This window comes from Mesorhizobium sp. M7A.F.Ce.TU.012.03.2.1, from assembly GCF_004006095.1.
Taxonomy (GTDB): Bacteria; Pseudomonadota; Alphaproteobacteria; order Rhizobiales; family Rhizobiaceae; genus Mesorhizobium.
This window is the reverse complement of sequence record NZ_CP034779.1, coordinates 4951084-4972215: the sequence shown is the minus strand read 5'-3', so window position 1 is coordinate 4972215 and position 21132 is coordinate 4951084. Positions and strand designations below refer to the sequence as shown.

The window sequence follows — 21132 nt, the reverse complement described above, 5'->3', positions numbered from 1 at the left end:
GGATTCCTTGTGTAGGTGCGCCGAAACCCTAGAAACCCGAAGCTGCGGTTTCAAGGCAAGAATTTGTCTGGTCCAGTCGCATTTGCAGTGCTGTTGTTGCGTCGGCGCTTCCCGAGGCTGGCCTCTTGCGCCACTGTTCATTTCCGGCTGACGTTGAAAAGCGGCTTTTCATTCGATTTCTTCACCGCTAGAGCAATTCCAGGAAAAGTGTGAAACGGTTTTCCGTCCGGAATTGCGTAGAAACAAGGAGATAGAGCAGTTCGCCGTTTCCGTGAAACGGTGAACCGCTCTAGAGCAAAGCACCAACAAGTCGACAGGGCGCAGCATGACACTCTACCGGGCTAACCCGAAGCACGGCGTCGCCTGGATCACGGGCGGCTCAAGCGGCATCGGCCGTGCGCTGGCCAGGGATCTTGCTTCCCAGGGCTATGCGGTCGCGGTGACGGCGCTTGACGACGATCCGATCGACACGCTCGTCGTCGAGACCGCGCAGATGCCGGGCAGTGTCACGGCCTTTCCCTGCGATGTCACCGACGAGCCGCGCATGGCAAGAACCGTCGCCGCGATCGAGAAGGAGCTCGGTCCCATCGTGCTCGCCATCTTCAATGCAGGGAACTACATTTCGACGCCGGGGGAGAATCTTGTCGTCAACGACTTTCGCCGGTCCTTCGAGGTCAATTATTTCGGCATCATCAACGGCCTCGTGCCCGCGGTCGAACGCATGCGTGTGCGGGCGCGCGGCCATGTCGTGCTGGTCGGCTCGGTGACATCCTATTTCGGCTGGCCGACAACGGCCGCCTATGGCGGCACCAAGGCGGCGATCAACATCCTGGCCGAGTCGCTGAAGTATGATTTCGACAAGATGAACGTGCGTATCCAGGTGTTCAATCCCGGCTTCATCGACACCCCGCTGACCGAGAAGAACATGCTGCCCATGCCGGGACTGATGCCGGTCAGCCGCGCATCGCGCCGCATGGCGCGGGGCATCAAGTCCGGCGGCTTCGAAGTCCATTTCCCGCGCCGGACCAGCTGGCCCCTGAAACTGCTCGGCCTGCTGCCGAGGCCGCTGTGCAGAGGGTTTATCAGCCTGATGACCAGTTGGAAGGCGCGGCCGCTGCATTACGACCGCAAGCCCCCGATCGAATAGGCCGCCGGCGAAATTAGCAGGCCCACCGTTTCGGGCCGCCTTGGTCATGGTTGAGACAAGTGCTGCGTGGAGTCTGCGATGGGGCGACGGATCGTGCTTGCTGTGCTGGGCCTCATCGCCATTCTCGCACTGGCCTTCGTGCTCGGCCCGCGCGTTCGCGTCGACACCACGATCCGTTTCGATCCCTCGCTCATCGCTGACGATCCGCAGGCCTATGTGGCAAAGGCGGAAGCCGCCATCCCCGGAATCCGTGACGGGCTGGAAAAAGAGATCGTCTGGGCCGATCCGTTGGTGCATGCCAGGACGCCGCTGTCGATCGTCTACATCCACGGCTTTTCCGCATCGAAGGGCGAGGTCCGCCCGCTGCCCGACGAAGTGGCGGAACAGCTTGATGCCAATCTCTTCTACACCCGGCTCACCGGTCACGGGCAGGATGGCGCGGCGATGACGCAAGGCAGCATCAACGCCTGGATCAACGACTATGAGGAAGCGCTCGCCATCGGCCGGGCGATCGGCGACAAGGTGATCGTCATCTCGACGTCGACCGGCGGCTCGCTGGCGGTCTGGGCGGCAACGCAGCCCGGTGTATCGGACGAGGTGGCGGCGATTGCGTTCATCTCGCCGAACTTCGGCGTCAAGGCTTCGGGCGCCGAGATCCTGACCATGCCGTGGGGCAAACAAATTGCCAGGCTGGTCGCCGGCAAGGAACACAGCTTCGTGCCGCGCAACGCGCTGAATGAAGAATTCTGGACCACCCGCTATCCGATCGAAGCAACCTTGCCGATGCAGGCGCTGACCGAGCTTGCCTATGGCGCGCCGGTGGAGAAGGCGACCATCCCTGCTTTGTTCATCTTTTCTGATTCGGACAAAGTGGTGCGGGCCGACCGCACCCGCGAGATTGCCGGGCGCTGGGGCGCGCCGCATGAACTGGTTCCGGTCGATGACACCGGCGACCCGGACAATCACGTCATTGCCGGCGACGCGCTGTCGCCGTCGACCACGGCGTTTCTGGCGCAAAGGATCGCCGTCTGGATCGAAGCGGTGGTGAAGTAGGCAAACGGAAAGGGCGACCGAAGCATCGCTTCAGCCGCCCTTTCCTTGTCTGTCCCGGCAATCAGCCAGCCTGAGCTTGACTGACTACAACGCTGGCTACTTACGCAGCCCGCGCTGCCGGACGCTTGCCGCCGAAGCGGCGCTTGTTGTTGCCTTTGAAGGCCGGCTTGGCGCCTTCCGGCTTGCGCTCGCCTGCGAAGGCAGGCTTGTCGCCGAAGCGCTTCTTGCCAAAGCCGTTGCCCTTGTTCTCGCCACCGGGCCGCCTGCCGTCGCGACGGCCATTGCGGTCGTTGCGATCATTGGCCGGCTCGAAGCGCTCGTTCTTTTCAGCCGGATTGCGCACCGGATCCGGGCTGCCGAGATGGTCGGCAACGATCGGCAGCTTGGTGCGGATGATGCGCTCGACCTGGCGCAGCTTGCTGTTCTCGGAAGGATCGCAAAGCGTGATCGCGATGCCGTCCATGCCGTTGCGGCCGGTACGTCCGATGCGGTGGACGTAGCTCTCGGCTTCATCAGGCAGGTCGAAATTCACGACATGGCTGATGCCGGGGACGTCGATGCCGCGCGCCGCAATGTCGGTCGCCACCAGAATGCGCACCGAGCCGTCGCGGAAATCGTTCAGCGCTTTCTGGCGGGCATTCTGCGACTTGTTGCCGTGGATGACGGCGGCCTTGAAGCCGTCACGCTCGAGGTCCTTGGTCACCCTGTCGGCACCATGCTTGGTGCGCGAGAAGATGATGACGGACTTCATCGCCTCGTCGGCGAGCATCGTCGACAGAACCTGGCGCTTCTGCTTGGTGCGGGCAAAGACCACGCCCTGCACGATCTCGGCCGCCGCCGTGCTTTGCGGCGCGACTTCAACGCGGATCGGGTTCTTCAGCAGGCCCTTGGCCAGTTCGGCGATTTCATTGGGCATGGTCGCCGAGAACAGCACCGTCTGACGGTCGGGCGCCGTCGCCTTGGCGATACGCTTGACGTCGTTGATGAAGCCCATGTCGAGCATGCGGTCGCCTTCGTCCAGCACCAGCCATTTGGTGTCGGCAAGCACGAGGTCGCCCTCACGCACAAGGTCGGTCAACCGGCCGGGCGTGGCGATCAGGATGTCGACGCCGGGAGCAACCTTCTTCACCTGGCTGAAGCGGGACACGCCGCCGAGCACGAGCGCGGTCGAGACATGCGCGCCCTTGGCGAGGATCTTGATCGTGTCTTCGATCTGCACGGCGAGTTCGCGCGTCGGCGCCAGGATAAGCGCACGCGCCGTCTTCGGCCGGCGCTTGGTGCCAAGCGCAATGATCTTCGACAAGATCGGCAGCGCGAAGGCCGCGGTCTTGCCGGAGCCGGTCTGGGCGATGCCGAAAATGTCACGGCCTTCCATCTGAGGCGGGATCGCCTGTGCCTGGATCGGCTTCGGCTCGGCGAAGCCGGCGTTGTGGGTGGCCTTGAGCAGCGCGCCCGTAATACCCAGTGCCGCGAAACCGGTGAGTTCCGCAGTGCTACCGGGCAAAGTGTTTTCGTTGGTCAAAATAATCTTCTTTCACGCGGCTTCTGGCCGCAAACATCGATGGCGGCAGGGCGCAACCTGCCGTCGAAAAATCTGTGATGAACGACAAGGCGGGCGGACGTATTCGTCCACTCGGCTGCGCTGTCGTGCCCGCAGGCATCATGCCACGGGGCTTTTTCGCCGCTTTGTGATTTACCGGAAAAAGGGCCGATATACCGGAAAGAGGGAAAACAGACGCAACCAGTCTCATTTGTCGAGAAGGCCGGATTCGTTCCCGGCCCAAGCGCCTATGGGCTGCATATGGCTGAGTTCGCCGCCAAATGCAAGGGGCGTCATGCTGCAGCGCAACAAAACCCGTGGCGCAAGCGGCGCTTGCGCTCGCTTGCCGGCACGATTACCACGAAATGCCACTGGCTTGGGAGGTAATCGATGAAAGACGTTCTCAAGGAACTCGAGCGCCGCCGCGAGATCGCCCGCATGGGTGGCGGCCAGGTCCGCATCGATGCCCAGCACAAGAAGGGTAAGCTCACCGCGCGCGAACGCATCGAGGTGTTTCTCGACGAGGGCTCGTTCGAGGAATTCGACATGTATGTCGAGCACCGCTCGACCGACTTCGGCATGGAGAACACAAAGATCGCCGGCGACGGCGTCGTCACCGGCTGGGGCACGGTCAACGGCCGCCCGGTCTACCTCTTCGCCAAGGATTTTACCGTGTTCGGCGGCTCGCTGTCGGAAGCGCATGCCGAGAAGGTCATCAAGGTGCAGGAGATGGCGCTGCGCAACCGGGCGCCGATCATCGGCCTCTACGATGCTGGCGGCGCGCGCATCCAGGAGGGCGTCGCGGCACTCGGCGGCTATGCCGAGATCTTTCAGCGCAACGTGCTGGCGTCCGGCGTCATTCCGCAGATTTCCGTCATCATGGGCCCATGCGCCGGCGGCGACGTCTATTCGCCTGCCATGACCGACTTCATCTTCATGGTGCGCGACACTTCCTACATGTTCGTCACCGGACCGGATGTGGTGAAGACCGTGACCAACGAGACGGTGACCGCCGAGAGCCTGGGCGGCGCCTCCGTCCACACGACGAAATCCTCGGTCGCCGACGGCGCCTATGACAATGATGTCGAGGCGCTGTTGCAGATGCGCCGGCTGGTCGACCTGCTGCCGGCTTCCAACACATCGGAGCTTCCCGAGATCGAATGCTACCAGTCGGTCACCGACCATGATTTGTCGCTCGACCGGCTGATTCCCGACAATGCCAACAAGCCCTACGACATCAAGGAACTGATCATGAAAGTTGCCGACGAAGGCGACTTCTTCGAGATCCAGCAGAACTTCGCCAAGAACATCGTCACCGGGTTCGGGCGTGTCGAGGGTCGCACCGTCGGCTTCGTCGCCAACCAGCCGATGGTGCTGGCCGGCGTGCTCGATTCGGATGCCAGCCGCAAAGCGGCGCGCTTCGTGCGCTTCTGCGACTGTTTCTCGATACCGATCGTCACCTTCGTCGATGTCCCCGGTTTCCTGCCCGGCACCGCGCAGGAATATGGCGGGCTGATCAAGCATGGCGCGAAACTCCTGTTCGCCTATGCCGAGGCCACCGTGCCGAAGATCACCGTCATCACCCGCAAAGCCTATGGCGGCGCCTATGACGTGATGGCGTCAAAGCATCTGCGCGGCGACATGAACTATGCCTGGCCGACGGCGCAGATCGCGGTGATGGGCGCCAGGGGCGCGGTCGAGATCATTTATCGCAAGGACATCGGTGACGCCGAAAAGATCGCAGCCCATACAAAGGCTTACGAAGATCGCTTCCTGTCGCCCTTCGTCGCCGCCGAGCGCGGCTATGTCGATGAGGTGATCATGCCGCATTCGACCCGCCGCCGCATCGCGCGCGCGCTGCGCATGCTGCGCAACAAGGATATGCAGAACCCTTGGAAGAAGCACGACAACATCCCGCTGTGAGGCATCGATGTCGCGCTTGGTCCTCTATATGGGAACGCGCTTTGGCAGGTTCGCCATCCTGCTTTTCGCTCTCCCGCTTTTCTGCCCGGTGCTTCTGTGGCTGTTGTTGCTTGACCGGCATCCGCTCATGGTAATAGCAGGTGGTGTCATCGCCATACCGGCCGCGATGCTGGCTTTTGTGCTGTTGATCGGGGCACTGTTTGCCGGCTTTCGCCCCAGCCCGGTGCAAGGCATCTCTCAGGATTCGGCTCCCCAGCTATGGGCCGTGTGGGAAAGCATCGCTGGCAAACATCGCGCCAGCCGAACCACGATCGTTCTGAGCGACAGCCTCAACGCCAGCATAGGGGAAGAGCGTCCATTTCTCGGTCTGCTCGGCCGTCGGGCGGTCTTGACCGTAGGCATTCCATTGCTCGCGGTGACCGACGACAAAGCATTCGCCACGATTCTGGCTCACGAAGACGCACATTTGAAAAACAAGGATACGAACGGCGGGCTCAATCTCGCCGAACTCGACAAAAGTTTCGATTTGGTCTTCGACTACGCTCCCCCAGGAAAAACCGTTTCCGGAAGCCTGTTCTACTTGCTGCTGGGTCCGCTCTCTCAATCACTGGAACGCGAAGAGATACGATTGTCGCGACGAGCGGAAATCGATGCCGATCGCCATGCGGCAAGGTCAGGCGATTCTCACGAAGCAGCGCGCGCGCTGCTCTTGATCGCCGCTGCCGATGCATTTTTCAATGACAGGGTTTACACTCCTCTCAAGCGTGAACTGCTTGGCACGATGGTCCCGCCTCGTCCGCCGCTTGATCGGGTTCTGATGGCTTCCAATGAGCTATCGAACCGCCCCATCCTGCAAGAATATGCCCAAAGGGCCTGGGATGCCCCAGATGACGAAAACGCGGACCATCCACCATGGTCGGAACGTCTGGCTGCGCTTGGATACAACTCGGCTCCCACAATAGAACCGGTTTCGATTTCTGCCCTGTCGAGCCTGCTGAGCAGTGAAATTGTTGCGGAGCGGGTCCATCATTTCGATAGCGAGTGGACGTCGAAAATCGCCACCTATCTGGATCGGTAGGTGCCGCCCGGAATTGCTGCCAAAGCTGTAGCTCACTCCTCTTCCGCCGCACTAAACCCCGCTCCCATGGTGGCTCGCACGGGGCTGCCCCATGGCGTTGCGTGGTTGTCGATGCGCATCTGGAAGATAAAGTAAGTCGGCGAGCAGAAGCCGATGCCTTTCACCTTGCCGATGCCCGGCGTGTCAGGCGGCAGCGACTGGCACATATAGTCCTCGCGGCAGAAATGATCGGCCGAACAGGCCGGCCGGTTGCCGCGATTGACGGCGCCGCCAAGGCATTGGTCGAAATTGTTGGTGGCCACGCAGATGTCGAATTTCTTGCCGCCGACCAGCCCGCAGATCTCGTTCGGCATCGGCTTGCCGGCCTTGAAGGCCGCGAAGTCGCGGTCCTTGTCGTCGCAGCCGCGATAGGCGATGCCGCCAGGCACGCCGATCTTCGGCGGACGGCAGGTGTAGGCGGTACGGGAAATGTCCGGGGCGAAGGCCGCGAATTGGCCCGATTTGCTATAGCGGTCGTTGAAAGGCTGCGCCGCGTTGCTGGCGATCGAGCCGGTCAGGCAGGGGTGGCCGGAAAACATTTTTTCGCTGTCCTTGGGCAGCAGGCATTGCGCCAGTTTCGTGTGCACGCCTGAAGCGGTGGCCAGCGGCGTGCAGACGGTGCCGCCGTCGCATTGCCAGGTCGCGCCGAAGCGGGTCGCATCTTCCGGCATCAGGCACGGCATGGCCATCTCGGCCGGCGCATAGTCGACCGCGTCGGCGTTCGTCCAGACCGCCGGCGGCGCAAAGGAGAGCGGACGGAAGCGGTTCGGCTGCTTGCCTTCGGCCGTGGCGGCGAGCCGCGCCTGGCGCCGCGGGATCTCGGCATGAAGATGCGGCGAAATCCCGACCTCGATGCGGTTCAGCGGCGATGTTGTCTTGTCGTCTAGCCCGATGAAATGGAAACCGGCGGTCGAACCGGCCTGATGGCAACCCTGGCAGGCGCCATTGTCCAGCCGCTCGACCAGCGCTTCCGGCGTGCGCAGCAGTTTCAACGCGGAATAATCGAGCGATGCGAATTCCTTGGGCTGGAATAATTGCGTAAACGGATGATTGGCTTGCCGCGCGCTGCCGAAGGTCGACCATGATATGATCTTTCTGGCCAGGAACTCGTCGGGGATTTCATAGACGCCTTCGTCAACCGCCGGCAAATTGGCGCCGACATAGGCGGCAAGCCGTGCTTTCAGCGCCGCGTCCTGCGAGAGCCGTGCGGTGTCGGGCGTGTTCTCCAGCGGCTTCTCGCTGATAGCAGCGCCATCGATGCCGAATACCCGCATGAGATAGGCCGCCTGCCCGCCGAACTCGGTTTCCTGGCCGGACGGGAAGCGCACCACCTGCGCGTTGAGCTCCAGCTGCTTGAAGGTCAGCCCGGCCTTCTCCAGCGGCCCGCCGGTCAGCCAGCCGGCATCGACGCTCTCGTCAAGCTGTGGCGCCCAGCGTCCGGCAGTGCCGACGCAGCCGCCATCGGCATCGGGAGCGGCGCTGTAGACGGCATTGAAATTGAACGGCAGGCGCGATGCCTGCAGCTTGCCGTTCTTGCGAAAACTGTAGGCCAGGCGGTAGATGAAGCGCACCTCGCCGCAGCTCCTGTCGCCTTGCAGCAGCGTGAAATCGCGACGGTCGAGCCGGTTGACGACGCCGACCAGCCGGAAGCGCGCGGCATCGGTCTTCAGCCAGCGCATATCCATGATGCGGCCGACATTGCCGTCTGTCACCTCGTGGAGCGGCCGCCCGCCATCCTTCATCTCGGCGCGGAGCGCTGCAACATCGGAGGCAACGATGTCGACGATGGCGTGATAGGCGGGCGCCTCGCCGTAGAGCGTCTTTAGACCGTCCTCGCCGTCAACCCCCAAAACATCGGCGAAGCCGAAACCCCCGGCATCGAGCGCGGCGAGCACCGCCGGATTGTCGACGACGGTTACAGGGCCTTCGGCGCGCGCCGTCGACGCCATGAAGACAGCGATGAGGGTGGCAAGCAACGGAGCCAGGGCGCGTTTCATAGAACAGCCGTGCGCGCGTCGAAGAGTTCACGCAACACCGGCAGCAGCGCCAGCGGCAGATCCTCGGCGATCAGGCCGGGTCCGAACCGGCTGCCGGCTTCAGCGTGTAGCCACACCGCCGCGCAGGTGCCCTCGAAGGGCGGCATGCCTTGTGCGAGCAGACCGGCGATGATGCCCGACAGCACGTCGCCTGACCCGGCTGTGGCCAGCCACGGCGCACCATTGGAATTGATGGCTGCCTTGCCATCAGGCGCAGCTACGACCGTGTCGGCGCCCTTGTAGACGATCGTTGCGTTGGCCCGCGCGGCAGCCGCTCGCGCCTTGTCCAATTTCGACATGGTTTTGTCCCCGGCGATATCTGGGAACAAGCGGCCGAATTCACCCTCGTGCGGCGTGATGACCAACGCTGGAGCGTTTGGCTGACGGGCGGCTTCGAACAGCGCCTGCGGCTGATGGGCCAGAGAGGTGATGGCATCGGCATCAAGCACGATCGCTCCTCCGTGGTTTGCAGTTTGCGATGCGCGTGCACCCTCCGCCAAGGTCTTGATCAGTTGCAGGGCGAAATCGCCGACCTTGGGCTTTGGCCCGAGTCCCGGTCCAAACACCAGCGCCTCGGGATGGCGCGCCGTCAGAAATTCCTGCACCTCCTCGAGTGACCCCGCCTCTCGCAGCATGATCGAGGTGAGGTGTGTCGCGTTCACCTGCATGGCATTGCCAGGCGATAGCACGGTGACCGCCCCTGCCCCGCTTCTCGCGGCGGCCATCGCCGACAGCCGCGCCGCGCCGGTAGCACTGGGACCGCCGGAAAAGACGCCGACATGGCCGCGCTTGTATTTATGCGCGTCAACCGCCGGCACCGGAAATTCCCGCAACCACAGGTCCGGCATATTTTCGAAGGTTGAGACAGCGAGCTGGGCGATGATGCCGTCATCGATGCCGATATCGGCGAGCACGATTTCACCGCATTGCCCGCGCCCCGGCAGCAGCAAGTGGCCGGGCTTTTTCCGCGCGAAGGTGACGGTGACCTCGGCGCGAAACGCCCTGCTCAATATTTCGCCGCTGGCTCCCGAGACGCCCGACGGCAGGTCGATCGCGACCACGGGCAGGCGCAGGGCTGTCACGGTATCGACGGCTTTCGCGGCATCGCCGGACAGCGGCTTGGACAGCCCTGCCCCATAGAGCCCGTCGATCACGATCGAGCCGAACTCGGCGTCGAAATCAGACAGCGGCCGGGACTTGACCAGGGATTCCGCGGCGGCGAGCGCCGCATCGCTTTCCGGCCTCGGCGCTCCGGATGACCAGATCGTTGTGCCGACGCCGCTGCCGGCCAGGAGGCGTGCGACGACATAGCCATCGCCGCCATTGTTGCCGGGCCCGCAGAGCACATGGATGTGCTTTGCCGAGGGATAGCGCTTGAGCACCTCGGTCGCGACCGCTTCGCCCGCGCGCCGCATCAGGCTGATTCCATCGGCCGGACCGGCCGCGATCGTCAGCCGATCAGCCTCGCTCATTTCGGCCGGGGAAAGAAGTTCGTTGCTCATGGATTGCCGATCCGCATGCTATCAAGCATTGTCCAATTTCGATCCTAAGCAAACAAGGGGGAGTTGCCGAGATCTGCAGCCATAACGTCGGCACCAAGGCATCGCGGGCAGAAAATTGCCTGCGGGATAGGCGATATGCCTGATTTTTGTGCGGACGCGGGTGCTGGCGCTGTGTAGGCTCTGGCAGCCCATGCCGCTTCCGGTGCAGCGAATGACGCGAATTTGCATCCCGGTGCGGCGCGGCTTTGAAATCTTATGAGACCGCTTAGAATCCGCTGAATTGGCACAGTTCGTGCTTGATGGAGGCGCAAGCGGGGGGTCACAACCCGTTTTTTTGGCAGTGGAGGCCACTTTTTACATGAAAAAGATCGAAGCGATCATCAAGCCATTCAAGCTGGACGAAGTGAAGGAAGCGCTTCAGGAAGCCGGACTGCAAGGCATCACTGTCACCGAAGCAAAAGGCTTCGGTCGTCAGAAGGGCCATACGGAACTCTATCGCGGCGCCGAATATGTCGTCGATTTCCTGCCCAAGGTGAAGATCGAGGTCGTGCTCGGCGACGACGCGGTCGAAGGCGCGATCGAGGCCATCCGCAAGGCGGCCCAGACGGGCCGCATCGGTGACGGCAAGATCTTCGTCTCCAACATCGAGGAAGTCGTGCGGATACGCACCGGCGAAACGGGCATGGACGCGGTCTGACCTGACCGCCCCATCCTCCTGAAAACGTCATCAACAAAAAAAGTCATCACACAGGGATACACGACATGACGACAGCCAAAGACATCATGAAGCAGATCAAGGACAACGACGTGAAATTCGTCGACCTGCGCTTCACAGACCCGAAGGGCAAGCTGCAACACGTGACGATGGATGTCATCGAGGTCGAGGAAGACATGTTCGCCGATGGCGTGATGTTCGACGGCTCGTCGATTGCCGGCTGGAAGGCCATCAACGAGTCCGATATGGTGCTGATGCCCGACCCGGAAACGGTCCACATGGATCCGTTCTTCGCCCAGTCGACCATGGTCATCCTGTGCGACATCCTCGATCCGGTTTCGGGTGAATCCTACAACCGCGATCCGCGTGGCACGGCCAAGAAGGCCGAGGCTTACATGAAGGCCGAAGGCATCGGCGACACCATCTATGTCGGCCCGGAAGCCGAATTTTTCGTCTTCGACGACGTGAAGTACAAGGCCGATCCCTACAACACCGGTTTCAAGCTCGACTCCACGGAACTGCCGTCGAACGACGACACCGACTACGAGACCGGCAATCTCGGCCACCGTCCGCGCGTCAAGGGCGGCTACTTCCCGGTGCCGCCGATCGACAGCGCGCAGGACATGCGCTCGGAAATGCTGACCGTGCTCGCCGAGATGGGCGTGCGGGTCGAAAAGCACCACCATGAGGTGGCGGCGGCCCAGCACGAACTCGGCATCAAGTTCGACGCACTGGTACGTAACGCCGACAAGATGCTGATCTACAAATATGTCGTGCACCAGGTCGCCAATGCCTACGGCAAGACGGCGACCTTCATGCCGAAGCCGATCTTCGGCGACAACGGCTCGGGCATGCACGTCCACATGTCGATCTGGAAGAACGGCAAGCCGACCTTCGCCGGCAATGAATATGCCGGTCTGTCGGAAAGCTGCCTGTTCTTCATCGGCGGCGTCATCAAGCATGCCAAGGCGATCAACGCCTTCACCAACCCGCTGACCAATTCCTACAAGCGCCTGGTGCCGGGTTACGAAGCGCCGGTTCTGCTCGCCTATTCGGCGCGCAACCGCTCGGCGTCCTGCCGTATCCCGTTCGGCTCGTCGCCGAAGGCCAAGCGCGTCGAGGTCCGCTTCCCCGATCCGGGCGCGAACCCCTACCTCGCCTTCTCCGCGCTGCTGATGGCCGGCCTCGACGGTATCAAGAACAAGATCCATCCCGGCCAGCCGATGGACAAGGATCTCTACGACCTGCCGCCGAAGGAACTGAAGAAGATCCCGACCGTCTGCGGCTCGCTGCGCGAAGCCCTGCAAAGCCTCGACAAGGACCGCGGCTTCCTGAAGGCTGGCGGCGTCTTCGACGACGACCAGATCGACAGCTACATCGAGTTGAAAATGGCCGAAGTGATGCGCTTCGAAATGACCCCGCATCCGGTCGAATACGACATGTACTACTCCGTCTGAGGCTTCAATCTCAGACTAAGATACTCCATAATAACCAAGCCCTTGAAAGACTTCCCTCTTTCAAGGGCTTTTTGCTGCGCTCCAATAGGAATTGCCAGCCGATCGGCATGTCTCGCCTGCGCGGCAGCCGCGCATGGACAGCCGGATTTGGACCTACTGGTCCATAGGAGCGGCCGGCTTGAGCGTCGGTCCGGTGACTTCAATCACTACTCGGCGATGTCCAGTGAAGATCAAGGCGGCCGGTCGGTCGCCAACGTTGGAGCCAGGAGCGAGCGGAGCACTGTCTCAGGCTACAGTGACCGCTCGTCCGGCGCCCACGCCAATGCCGCCGTTCAGAAAACCCCGCCCGTCCGAACAGCATTGCGTGACGTAACCCCAAGGCCTGCGAATACGCATGCCGTAGCGTGATCTGTCAACGCTGCAAGCCGGGCCGCGAATGACCGATTCTGCTGTATGAACAGATGCTTATGGAAGGTCCATTGCCCCAGATAAGGGCTGGAAAAGGCGCTTTTCCGGGCTTTATAGGGAGTGATCGCCGGAGGCTCACATGGCTGCGGCCAGAACTTCCGGGCGATTTGCGACCGCGTGAATTCCCTGACTTTTTCTGGGTATGTTTTACCAGGAATGCCGTCAGCCGGGTAACGGCCAAAAAAGAACCCCGGCGCGAAACGCCGGGGTCATCTTGTCATGCAGCCCGAAACGCTTACGCGGCGGCCGAAACCTGAGCGCTTGCCGGAACCGAGGCGATCGTCTTCAGGATCTGCGAGGCGATCTGGTAGGGGTCGCCCTGCGAGTTCGGACGGCGGTCTTCCAGATAACCCTTGTAGTCGCTCTTGATGAAGGAATGCGGCACGCGGATCGAGGCGCCACGGTCGGCAATGCCATAGCTGAACCGGTTCCACGGCGCGGTCTCGTGCTTGCCGGTCAAACGCTTGTCGTTGTCCGGGCCGTAGACGGCGATGTGATCCATCAGGTTCTTGTCGAAGGCAGCCATCAGCGCTTCGAAATAGGCCTTGCCGCCGACTTCGCGCATATAGGCGGTCGAGAAATTGGCGTGCATGCCCGAGCCGTTCCAGTCGGTGTCGCCGAGCGGCTTGCAATGGTATTCAATGTCGATGCCGTACTTCTCGGTCAGGCGCTGCATCAAATAGCGGGCCATCCACATCTGGTCGGCGGCTTTCTTGGAGCCCTTGCCGAAAATCTGGAATTCCCACTGGCCCTTGGCCACTTCGGCGTTGATGCCTTCGTGGTTGATGCCGGCGGCGAGGCAGAGGTCGAGATGCTCCTCGACGATCTGGCGCGCGACGGAGCCGACATTGGAATAGCCGACGCCGGTGTAGTACGGACCCTGGGGTGCGGGATAGCCGCTCTCGGGGAAGCCGAGCGGCCGGCCGTCCTTGTAGAAGAAATATTCCTGCTCGAAGCCGAACCAGGCGCCCTCGTCATCGAGGATGGTGGCGCGCTTGTTGGAGGCATGCGGCGTGACGCCATCGGGCATCATGACTTCGCACATGACCAGCACGCCGTTGGTGCGGGCGGGATCCGGATAGACCGCAACCGGCTTCAGCACGCAATCAGAGCTGTGCCCTTCGGCCTGCTGGGTCGAGGAACCATCGAAGCCCCACAGCGGCAACTGCTCGAGATCAGGGAATTCGGCGAATTCCTTGATCTGCGTCTTGCCGCGAAGGTTGGGGACCGGGGTATATCCATCGAGCCAGATATACTCGAGCTTGTATTTCGTCATTCTAGCCTCTCGTTGCTTGATCACCGAACACTGAACGGCGTCGACATGCGTCTGCCGTCAGCAGCCGGCCTGCCGCATTCTTAAAATGCAATTCGTGTGCCATTCTTGGTGTGAAGGGTGCGGCAAAATTGACCCGGTACCCACTCGAAATCGGTGATCCGCCTAAGCGATGCGTTCCGATCAATCACAGTCGTTCTTTGCACAAATAGTATGCAATTGCTGATCTTTTCATAGGCATATTGCCTAACTTGATTGCAGACCTTATCTTCGGATCAAGTTGAATCGAAAAGGTTCGGCAGAAGAAAGGAACCCGGCAATGGAAATCATTTCCACACGACCGTCGGCCAAGATTTTGATGTTCCCGGCGGCAGCGCGCGCCACTGCCTCAAATTTGAGCGGCAAGGCTAAGTTTGCGGCAGAGCTTGCCTCGCTGCGTGGTGCCCGCGCAGACTTCGGCGACGGCTGGTACCATGAGGCAGCCATCGAGGATGAGACCCGGGGCCGCAAGAGCTGACACAAAGGGCAGCAGCCCTCGCCAACGAATTGACCTGAAAAGAGAAAGCCCGGCGCGATTGCTCGCGCCGGGCTTTCTTTTGAACACCGGGCCTGCCTACTCCTTGGCGTGCAGGTCGGTGCCGAGCGTATCCTTGACGAAGATCATGCCGATGACCAGCGTTATCGCCGCGATCACCACCGGATACCAAAGGCCATAGTAGATGTCGCCCTTGTAGGCGCTGAGCGCGAACACGGTTGCCGGCAGCAGGCCGCCGAACCAGCCATTGCCGATGTGATAGGGCAACGACATGCCGGTGTAGCGAATGCGGGTCGGGAACATCTCGACCAGGATCGCCGCGATCGGCCCATAGACCATGGTCACGAACAGCACCAGGATGAACAGGATGCCGATCGTCATTGGCCAGTTCACTGCTGCAGGATCGGCGAACATCGCGAACGCGCCACCACCCGGAATGTTGTAGACGGTGACTTCGGGTGCGCCCGCCGCCTCGTCGGTGGTCAGCAGCTTGTCCTTGACTGCCTGGTCGATCGGCACCGTCGCCTTCTCACCGGCACGGATGGCAGCGGCGTCCAGCTTCAGTTCCGGGTTGGCGGCAACAAACGCATCGAGCTTCTGGTCCGCAACCTTGGCTGCCGCGCGCTTCAGTGGATAGCCGCCGTCCTGCAGCGACATGTTGACGGCCTTGATGAAGGCGGCTTCCTTGGTCTTGGCCTGATCGCCGGCGGCGATGGCGTCATAGGACTCGACCGTCTCGTTGCCGATCTTGACAGATGCGGGTGTGCCGGCGGCGGCCGTCGACACGACGTCATAGGGAACCGAGTTCTTGGTCAGGAACGAGGTCGCGATATCGCAGGATGTCGTGAACTTCGCGGTACCCACCGGATTGAACTGGAACTTGCAATCTCCAGGTGCCGCCGTCACCGTCGCCCGCGTGTTCTGCTGGGCTGTGGCAAGCGCCGGATTGGCAGCCCAGGTCAGTGCCTTGAACAGCGGGAAGGTGCATACAATCGCTAAGGCAAGGCCCGCCATGATGATCGGCTTGCGGCCGATCTTGTCGGAGAGCCAGCCGAAGACGACGAAGAAGATCGAGCCGACCGCCAGGGCGATCGCGATCATGATGTTGACCGACTGCGCGTCGACCTTGAGCACGTTGGTCAGGAAGAACAGCGCGTAAAACTGGCCATTGTACCAGACCACGGCCTGACCGGCGGTGAGGCCGAGCAGCGCCAGCAGTGCGATCTTGGCGTTCTTCCATTGGCCGAAGGCTTCCGTCAGCGGCGCCTTGGAGCCCTTGCCCTCATCCTTCATGCGCTGGAAGGTCGGAGATTCGGAAAGCGAAAGCCGAATCCAGATCGAGATGCCGAGCAGCAGGAAAGACACGATGAACGGAATACGCCAACCCCAGGCAGCATAGTTTTCCTTACTCAATGAAGCCTGTACGATCAGGATCACAACCAGCGACAGGAACAGGCCGAGCGTCGCCGTGGTCTGGATCCACGAGGTGTAGTAGCCGCGCCGGTTGTCCGGCGCATGTTCGGCGACGTAAGTGGCCGCGCCGCCATATTCGCCACCCAGTGCCAGGCCCTGCAGCATGCGCAGGATGATCAGGATCACCGGAGCTGCGATGCCCAAGGTCGCATAGCCAGGCAGCAAGCCGACCAGGAAGGTCGACAGGCCCATGATCGTCATGGTGACGAGGAAGGTATATTTACGGCCGACAAGATCGCCGATGCGGCCGAACAGCAATGCGCCGAACGGGCGCACCAGGAAGCCTGCGGCGAAAGCCAGCAGCGCGAAGATATTGCGGGTCGCTTCCGGGATGGCTGGACTGAAAAAGGTCGAACCAATGAACACTGCCAGCGAGCCGTAGAGATAGAAATCATACCATTCGAAAACGGTGCCGAGCGAGGAAGCGAAGATGACTTTCTTCTCCTCCCGCGTCATGCCGCGGCTTGCTCCGCCGGCGGTCGATGTTATTGCCATTTCGTTATCCTCCCGTGAGACCCGTTCTCGATGCTGCGCGACACCGTCCGCGCTCTCCTCCGAGCACGGACTCAACGACAGCCATTCGAGAAAAATGACAGAAAGCGCCCGCCAAAGGCAGCGCGTCTTTGGGATTATGACTTTGGTATTAGGTGCACTGCGGGATGAAACCGGGCGAGCTGGGAAAACCCCTTAGCCCTTGAGCGCTTGCAGCAGGCCGACAGCAGCCATCATGTCGTGCTTGCGAGCCGCGCGGCGGGCTACGGCCTCCGCATCCTGCCCCCAATGCTCGATCTGCCAGTCCTCGTCGACATGGGCAGCGGCCCAGGCAGAATCGGCATCGAGTTCACCGAAATCGACAGCCAGCGCCAGCAGCGCCGAACCTGTGAGCGACGTCATCACATGGATGGCGGCGAGCCGCAGCGGCTCCGTTCGCTGGGCAAGATGGCTGCCCAGCACCGCGATGGTCTCACGCGGCTGCTCGACATGGATGATGCCCTCGGCCAGATTGAAGCGGGCTCCGAGTGCCCTCGCCCAGTCGATCACCGGATCCCAATGCTGGTTTTGCCGCTCCACCAGCCCTTGCGGCGCGTCGGCGCGGTAACAGAGCAGATCGGACGAGGCAAAGCGCAGAATGTCCTCCAGCACCGCCTGCGGGTCGCTGGCGACGCCGTCGATGGCGGTGTTGACGAGGCGCATCACCGGCATCGTCACCGGATTGATGGTCTCGCTTTGGGCGGCGAACTCGTCGGCGACGAGCGCGGCTGCCGCTTCGGTAGGCACCGCCAGCAGCGCCTTGCCGGGCGTGCGCACCGGCTTGCCGTCGAGATACACGGCAAACCCCTCCTCCACCGGCGCGACCGAGACGGTCTTGTAGAAGCGTTTCGGCACAGGCGTCTTCATCTGGATCTGGGCGCGGCGCACAGGATCCGGGTCGGAAAGATATTTGCCGGCTTCAAGGTCGTTCAGGATATCACGCATAGAAGGTCTCTCTTACACCGGCGTCAGCTTGCGCACCGGCCGGTTGACGATGATCAGGCCGGCGGCAATCAGGCCAAGTGCCAGGAAAATGCGCATGGTCAGCGGCTCATTCAAGAACATGGCGCCGCACAGCACGCCGAAAACCGGCGACAGGAAAGTGAAACTGGACAGGCCTGACGCCGGATAGCGCCGCAACAGCCAGAACCACAGCACATAGGTGAAGGCGACGATGTAGACAGCCTGGAAGAGCAGCGCCAAGGTCGGCAGCACGGTTGGGTCGCGAACGGGCGGGCCGGCGAGAGGCAGCACCAAGACCCCGACGATCGCTGCCCCGGCGAGCTGGTAAAGCAGAAGCTTCTCGGCGCTCGCCTCGACCAGCTTCGAGCGCTTGATGAGGATGTTGGTCAAAGCCCAAAAGAATCCGGAGCCAAGGCTCAGCAGATCGCCGAACAGCATGTCTCCGCCGCCGCCAAGCTTGTCGGAAAACACCGCGACAAGGCCGGCAAAGGCCAGCAGCAGGCCAAGGAATTTCCTCAATGTGATCTGCTCACCGAGCAGGAAATGGCCGCCGAGCAGCATCCAGAACGGCATCGTGTTGACCAGCAGCGTGTTGCGGGCAACGGTCGTATGCTCCAGGCCGACATAAAGGCAAAGGAACTCGATGCCGAAAAGCGCGCCAACCACGATGCCGGCGAGCAAGGTCCCGTCGCGCGTGAAAAGCGCGATGCCGCGCCACCGGCACCAGGCAAAGACACATAGGCCGCCGATGATCGAGCGCGCGATCGACAGGAAGACCGGGTCATAGCCAGCGTAGGAGATCTTGGCGGCGACGTAATTCAACCCCCAGGAAAAGGTCAGCCCGACCATGATGGCGGCGGCGGCCATGTCGACCGTGTCGCGCCGGTCGAGCGCGTCACTGGCGCCGCTCACGATCAGTCCTCCGCGCTGGCGTCGTCGAAGCCGATCAGGTTCCAGCTCTGGCGCATGTGCGGCGGCATTGGCGCGGTGACATCGATGACGCCCTTGTCGGGATGCGGAATGATGATGCGGCGGGCGTGCAGATGCAGGCGGTTTTGAATGCCCCCTGGAAAGTCCCAGTTGGTGTCGGCCTCGAAATATTTCGGATCGCCCAGGATCGGGCAGCCGATGTAGGCGGCGTGGACACGAAGCTGGTGGGTGCGGCCCGTATAGGGCTCCATTTCAAGCCAGGTCATCGTCTGCGCAGCCTGCTCGATGATGCGGTAGTAGGAGACGGCGTGATCGGCGCCCTTTTCGCCATGCGCAGCGACCCGCACGCGGTCACCGTCCGGCGTCGGCTCCTTGATCAGCCAGGTTGAGATCTTGTCCTCGCGCTTGGGCGGCACGCCCTTGACCAGCGCCCAATAGGTCTTCTTGGTCTCGCGGGCGCGAAACGCTTCCGAGAGCTTCATGGCGGCCAGCCGGGTGCGGGCGACGACCAGAACACCCGAAGTGTCGCGGTCGAGCCTGTGAACCAGTCTGGGCTTCTCGCCCTTCTGGCTGCGCCAGGCCTCCAGCATGTCGTCGACATTGCGGGTGACGCCCGAGCCGCCCTGCACCGCAAGGCCCGCCGGCTTGTTGAAGACGAAAACCTTGGGATCTTCATGGATCAGCATTTTCGACAGGACATCGGCATCACCCTGGTTGCGGATCGAGTGGCCGGTCAGCGCACTCTCGCCCTTCTTGTCGACCTCGAGCGGTGGGACGCGAACCATCTGGCCGGGCTCGACACGGGTGTCGGCCTTGACCCGACCGCCATCGACACGGATCTGGCCGGAGCGCAGAAGCTTCTGCAAATGGCCGAAACCAAGGCCCGGGAAATGGGTCTTGAACCAGCGGTCGAGCCGCATGCCCGCCTCGCCGGCCTCCACCGTGATCTGTTCAACGCCTGCCATGTTTTTTGTCGCTTATCCGTTTCCCGAGCGAAGCTCGGCCTGTTCTTGGCGCGGCAATAGCACTAAGGCAGGCTTCTTGCGAGCCAAAGTCCCAGAAACAGGGCGATAATGGCGCCAATGACGCTGGCAAGGGCATAACCCAGCGCAGGCAGCGTGGCTCCCCGCTCCCACAGCGTCGCGAAATCGAGCGAAAAGGCGGAGAAGGTGGTGAAGCCGCCGAGAATGCCGGTAGCAACGAACAGCCTGACCTCGTTCGATCCGCCACGGCGCATCATGGAGGCGATGAACAGCCCCATGGCGAAGGAGCCAATGATGTTGATGGCCATCGTGCCCCAGGGATAGCTGGGGCCGACAAAACGCAGCGCGCCGATGTTGGCAAGGTGACGAATTCCGGCGCCGATGCCGCCACCGACGACGACGAGAAGCAGATTGAACATCTTCGGTACTTCCCCGGGCTATTCAAATTCAGCCGATGCCGCCAGCTGCATTGAGCGATTGCCTGCTCAGGTCGTCTCGGCATTCTTCGGCTTGGTCGAACCGATCATCTTCCAGTTCTTGTAGAACATGGAATTGATGCGCTCGACGCTGACCGAGACGATTGAGAGCATGCCCGCGATCAGTCTGGGAACCGGAGACGGCCGGATGATGTCCATGAACACGCAGTAGCGGCGTCCGTCATACTCGTTGACCGAGCGATGCAGCAGCGTGTCGTCGAAGATGAACAGCGGATTGTCGTACCAATAATTCTTGACGTTGCCGCACTCGACGAAAATCTCCGACTTAACCGGGATCAGATTGTAGAGAATGCGCAGGCTGAGCCGCAGCGGGCCGAAATGCCAGGAGGTCGATTCGCGCTTGCTGAAGACGGAAACGGCTATGGTCTTGATGTATTTGAAATCCTTGTTGAACTCGGCGACGTTGTCGATCCTGTGCTTGCCGTACCACTGGTAGACATACATGCCGCGCCGGCCGGCGCCGAAATTGGCGTCGATATCGGCAATGATCTCATCCTTGCGCGCCTTGAAGATGTCCAGGACCTCGTTGACCTCGCGCTGATAGTCGGCGGGAAACTGCTCCAGCTTCCAGACACCTGGATTTCTGTAGCACAAGAGGTCGACCAGCAGATTGAACGGCGAAAGCAGCCAGGTGAACAGGCCGTTGCCGAGAAAATAGCCTGAGAACAGCGACAGATCCTTGCGGTCGTTGCGCAGCACGTCGATCAGGCCGCAGATGATGAAGATCGTCGTCAGGATGGGAATGAAATAGAAGCCAAGGGCGAGAAGCGGGATGGCAATGGCGAATTTGCGAAGGGACTTGCGAAGGGTTTTTGTCATTTTTCCACGCGCGGAGCGCGATCCTGTTGCGAATGAAGTGCCCAAATCACGGCAACGACCACCGCCCGGTCGTGCGCCTTGATAAGGTTTTTTGGGTTACCACACAACGGCCCTGCTATCGTGGCCGGCTGGCTGCCTGGTGGATCTGGTCAACGGCCTCACGCAAGCCT

The 21132-nt window shown here is 61.7% G+C and carries 17 protein-coding genes; 7 read left to right on the top strand and 10 right to left on the bottom strand.

The genetic code is table 11. The features are described 5' to 3' along the window. Positions 1-325: 325 nt before the first annotated feature. Both EJ079_RS24600 and EJ079_RS24595 read left to right on the top strand, forming a co-directional pair. Positions 326-1147 (top strand): SDR family oxidoreductase, encoded by an 822-nt coding sequence (locus tag EJ079_RS24600; RefSeq protein WP_023812065.1) that lies wholly within the window; start codon positions 326-328, stop codon positions 1145-1147. Between the two features lie 78 nt (positions 1148-1225). Beyond that, positions 1226-2200 carry an alpha/beta fold hydrolase gene (locus EJ079_RS24595; RefSeq protein ID WP_127810398.1) on the top strand — a complete coding sequence of 325 codons (975 nt, stop codon included), beginning with the start codon at positions 1226-1228 and terminating at the stop codon, positions 2198-2200. 100 nt (positions 2201-2300) lie between these two features. On the opposite strand, the gene EJ079_RS24590 is transcribed toward EJ079_RS24595, so the two are convergent. Continuing rightward, positions 2301-3722, bottom strand: a complete 1422-nt coding sequence (locus EJ079_RS24590; RefSeq protein ID WP_127810397.1) for a DEAD/DEAH box helicase — start codon at positions 3720-3722, stop codon at positions 2301-2303. 408 nt (positions 3723-4130) lie between these two features. On the opposite strand from EJ079_RS24590, the gene EJ079_RS24585 reads away from it, so the two are divergent. Together EJ079_RS24585 and EJ079_RS24580 are read left to right on the top strand one after the other, a co-directional pair. Further along, complete coding sequence (locus EJ079_RS24585) at positions 4131-5663, top strand: acyl-CoA carboxylase subunit beta (RefSeq protein WP_127810396.1); 1533 nt, start codon at positions 4131-4133, stop codon at positions 5661-5663. A gap of 7 nt (positions 5664-5670) precedes the next feature. Beyond that, the gene (locus EJ079_RS24580) at positions 5671-6741 is read left to right on the top strand and encodes a M48 family metallopeptidase (protein WP_127810395.1); all 1071 of its coding nucleotides are present in this window, start codon (positions 5671-5673) and stop codon (positions 6739-6741) included. Between the two features lie 32 nt (positions 6742-6773). Here EJ079_RS24580 and EJ079_RS24575 read toward each other — a convergent pair whose 3' ends face one another. Beyond that, positions 6774-8777: a hypothetical protein gene (locus EJ079_RS24575; protein ID WP_127810394.1), complete on the bottom strand. Its 2004-nt coding sequence runs from the start codon at positions 8775-8777 to the stop codon at positions 6774-6776. Next, complete coding sequence (locus EJ079_RS24570) at positions 8774-10318, bottom strand: NAD(P)H-hydrate dehydratase (protein ID WP_127810393.1); 1545 nt, start codon at positions 10316-10318, stop codon at positions 8774-8776. Before EJ079_RS24570 ends, EJ079_RS24575 begins: the two co-directional genes overlap by 4 nt. Before the next feature lie 358 nt (positions 10319-10676). On the opposite strand from EJ079_RS24570, the gene EJ079_RS24565 reads away from it, so the two are divergent. Next, the gene (locus EJ079_RS24565; protein ID WP_006205430.1) at positions 10677-11015 is read left to right on the top strand and encodes a P-II family nitrogen regulator; all 339 of its coding nucleotides are present in this window, start codon (positions 10677-10679) and stop codon (positions 11013-11015) included. 65 nt (positions 11016-11080) lie between these two features. Beyond that, on the top strand, positions 11081-12490 hold the full coding sequence (gene glnA / locus EJ079_RS24560) for a type I glutamate--ammonia ligase (RefSeq protein WP_027038720.1): 1410 nt from the start codon (positions 11081-11083) through the stop codon (positions 12488-12490). A gap of 703 nt (positions 12491-13193) precedes the next feature. On the opposite strand, the gene EJ079_RS24550 is transcribed toward glnA, so the two are convergent. Continuing rightward, positions 13194-14234: a glutamine synthetase beta-grasp domain-containing protein gene (locus EJ079_RS24550; protein ID WP_127260164.1), complete on the bottom strand. Its 1041-nt coding sequence runs from the start codon at positions 14232-14234 to the stop codon at positions 13194-13196. Between the two features lie 316 nt (positions 14235-14550). Here EJ079_RS24550 and EJ079_RS24545 point away from each other — a divergent pair, with 316 nt between their 5' ends. Next, positions 14551-14748: a DUF2735 domain-containing protein gene (locus tag EJ079_RS24545; RefSeq protein ID WP_127396442.1), complete on the top strand. Its 198-nt coding sequence runs from the start codon at positions 14551-14553 to the stop codon at positions 14746-14748. Between the two features lie 96 nt (positions 14749-14844). Here the strand turns inward: EJ079_RS24545 and EJ079_RS24540 are convergent, their stop codons facing one another. The 6 genes from EJ079_RS24540 to EJ079_RS24515 form a co-directional block, all read right to left on the bottom strand. Then, on the bottom strand, positions 14845-16734 hold the full coding sequence (locus tag EJ079_RS24540) for an MFS transporter (RefSeq protein ID WP_127396443.1): 1890 nt from the start codon (positions 16732-16734) through the stop codon (positions 14845-14847). Between the two features lie 192 nt (positions 16735-16926). Then, a complete protein-coding gene (locus tag EJ079_RS24535; protein WP_127810392.1) occupies positions 16927-17715 on the bottom strand; it encodes an ATP12 family chaperone protein in 789 nt (262 codons plus the stop codon). A gap of 12 nt (positions 17716-17727) precedes the next feature. Beyond that, the gene (locus EJ079_RS24530; protein WP_164873986.1) at positions 17728-18600 is read right to left on the bottom strand and encodes a DMT family transporter; all 873 of its coding nucleotides are present in this window, start codon (positions 18598-18600) and stop codon (positions 17728-17730) included. A 47-nt stretch (positions 18601-18647) separates the two neighbouring features. Next, entirely contained in the window at positions 18648-19628 is a 981-nt protein-coding gene (locus tag EJ079_RS24525) for an RluA family pseudouridine synthase (protein WP_127271590.1), read from the bottom strand. Positions 19629-19690: 62 nt separating this feature from the next. Then, on the bottom strand, positions 19691-20065 hold the full coding sequence (crcB, locus tag EJ079_RS24520) for a fluoride efflux transporter CrcB (protein WP_127810390.1): 375 nt from the start codon (positions 20063-20065) through the stop codon (positions 19691-19693). Positions 20066-20131: 66 nt separating this feature from the next. Continuing rightward, the gene (locus EJ079_RS24515) at positions 20132-20962 is read right to left on the bottom strand and encodes an aspartyl/asparaginyl beta-hydroxylase domain-containing protein (RefSeq protein ID WP_127396447.1); all 831 of its coding nucleotides are present in this window, start codon (positions 20960-20962) and stop codon (positions 20132-20134) included. Between the last annotated feature and the right edge of the window lie 170 nt (positions 20963-21132).

Excerpts from the sequence above, each read along its gene's own strand:
- EJ079_RS24600 (WP_023812065.1), top strand. The coding sequence starts at position 326 with ATGACACTCTACCGGGCTAACCCGAAGCACGGCGTCGCCTGGATCACG.
- EJ079_RS24595 (WP_127810398.1), top strand. The coding sequence starts at position 1,226 with ATGGGGCGACGGATCGTGCTTGCTGTGCTGGGCCTCATCGCCATTCTC.
- EJ079_RS24585 (WP_127810396.1), top strand. The coding sequence starts at position 4,131 with ATGAAAGACGTTCTCAAGGAACTCGAGCGCCGCCGCGAGATCGCCCGC.
- EJ079_RS24580 (WP_127810395.1), top strand. The coding sequence starts at position 5,671 with ATGTCGCGCTTGGTCCTCTATATGGGAACGCGCTTTGGCAGGTTCGCC.
- EJ079_RS24575 (WP_127810394.1), bottom strand. The coding sequence starts at position 8,777 with ATGAAACGCGCCCTGGCTCCGTTGCTTGCCACCCTCATCGCTGTCTTC.
- EJ079_RS24570 (WP_127810393.1), bottom strand. The coding sequence starts at position 10,318 with ATGAGCAACGAACTTCTTTCCCCGGCCGAAATGAGCGAGGCTGATCGG.
- EJ079_RS24565 (WP_006205430.1), top strand. The coding sequence starts at position 10,677 with ATGAAAAAGATCGAAGCGATCATCAAGCCATTCAAGCTGGACGAAGTG.
- glnA (WP_027038720.1), top strand. The coding sequence starts at position 11,081 with ATGACGACAGCCAAAGACATCATGAAGCAGATCAAGGACAACGACGTG.
- EJ079_RS24550 (WP_127260164.1), bottom strand. The coding sequence starts at position 14,234 with ATGACGAAATACAAGCTCGAGTATATCTGGCTCGATGGATATACCCCG.
- EJ079_RS24545 (WP_127396442.1), top strand. The coding sequence starts at position 14,551 with ATGGAAATCATTTCCACACGACCGTCGGCCAAGATTTTGATGTTCCCG.
- EJ079_RS24540 (WP_127396443.1), bottom strand. The coding sequence starts at position 16,734 with ATGGCAATAACATCGACCGCCGGCGGAGCAAGCCGCGGCATGACGCGG.
- EJ079_RS24535 (WP_127810392.1), bottom strand. The coding sequence starts at position 17,715 with ATGCGTGATATCCTGAACGACCTTGAAGCCGGCAAATATCTTTCCGAC.
- EJ079_RS24530 (WP_164873986.1), bottom strand. The coding sequence starts at position 18,600 with ATGGCCGCCGCCGCCATCATGGTCGGGCTGACCTTTTCCTGGGGGTTG.
- EJ079_RS24525 (WP_127271590.1), bottom strand. The coding sequence starts at position 19,628 with ATGGCAGGCGTTGAACAGATCACGGTGGAGGCCGGCGAGGCGGGCATG.
- crcB (WP_127810390.1), bottom strand. The coding sequence starts at position 20,065 with ATGTTCAATCTGCTTCTCGTCGTCGTCGGTGGCGGCATCGGCGCCGGA.
- EJ079_RS24515 (WP_127396447.1), bottom strand. The coding sequence starts at position 20,962 with ATGACAAAAACCCTTCGCAAGTCCCTTCGCAAATTCGCCATTGCCATC.